This is a genomic window from Oleiphilus sp. HI0125 (assembly GCF_001635355.1).
Genome location: NZ_LWGF01000265.1, coordinates 1 through 1,305, shown reverse-complemented (window position 1 = coordinate 1,305; position 1,305 = coordinate 1). Strand labels below are relative to the sequence as shown.

The following is a 1,305-nucleotide window of genomic DNA, read 5'->3' as shown; positions in this document are numbered from 1 at the left end:
CTCTCTGGCTTAAACATATAGAACTGTTTAGCAAAGATAAGGCCAGAATAAAAATCACATTAATATCAATAACTTACAACTGGCTCCCTCCGAAAAAATGTAACAAAAAAGTATCAACGAATAAAAAACGCGTAACAACCGTATCACTGTTATAAGTTGTGCTCCTTAATCTTCCGCCATAACGTCATTCGGCTAACACCTAGAGCGCTTGCGGCATCACTTTTATTAAAGTTACATTCTTTGAGCGCGCTGATAATGTCGTTTTTAGTAAGATCTTTGCGTGCTCCAGCATGGGTGGGTAAATCACTTCCGAATAATGTTGAGTCCTGCAAATAACTGGGCAAGTGTTGACGAGTAACGACCTCATCATCGTGCATAGCTATAATATAACGGACAACATTTTCCAGCTCCCGAACATTCCCGGGCCAATCATAGTGGGTCAAAAACTGCTCCACATCGTCAGTACATTTGAGCGAGCGACTTAATCGTTCGGCAAAATGTCTGAACAATAGCAAAATATCATCACGGCGCTCTCGCAGCGGAGGCAGACTGATTCGGACAACGTCCATCCTATACTTCAAATCTGCACGCAAACAGCCTGTCTCTACCGCCTGATCAACCGGTAAATTAATCGCTGAGATAATCTCACCCTCAAAATCAAGCACTGCATGATCGCCTAAACGAGAAAACTTCCCAGTTTCCAAAACGCGCAGTAATTTACCTTGAATTGCCATATCTAAGGAGTTTAATTCATCGAGGAAAATCGTGCCGCCTTTCGCCTGTTGAAAAATCCCAGTACTATCGCGGTCAGCTCCGGTAAAGGAACCTTTCACAGATCCAAACAACTGAGACTCCGCTAAAGAGGGAACTAAGTTTGGGCAGCTGCATGCTAAAAATTCACCCTCTTTACGCGCGCTATGGTCGTGTATAGCGTGAGCAATTAACTCTTTACCAGTCCCTGTCTCACCAACAATCATTACGGGCAAACCAGATTTTGCCGCTCGCGGGACCATTTCTAACAGTTTTAAAACATTCTTGTTCTGACTGACAAAACCGTAGTTATAAACCTCTTTTTGCCCGCGCAGATTTCGTCTCACTCTATCCATGACGTTGTACAGGTCAGGCTTTGAAACTGGTTTGGACAGGTATTGATCAAGTAGCTTGTTGTTGAACTCAGTGATCACTTCTGTGTAATCATCAAAGGAACTCATCAGTACCACATAACATTCGGGATACAGTTGCTTCACTCGACGAATCAACTCTAACCCGCTCAACGTCGGCATTCGATGATCAGTGAGCAAGACC

Annotated in this window: 1 protein-coding gene; it reads right to left on the bottom strand. The window is 43.6% G+C overall.

From position 1 onward, the window contains the following. Nucleotides 1–149: 149 nt before the first annotated feature. A partial coding sequence (locus A3762_RS03855; RefSeq protein WP_068754185.1) for a sigma-54 dependent transcriptional regulator occupies nucleotides 150–1,305 on the bottom strand: 1,156 nt, incomplete at its 5' end.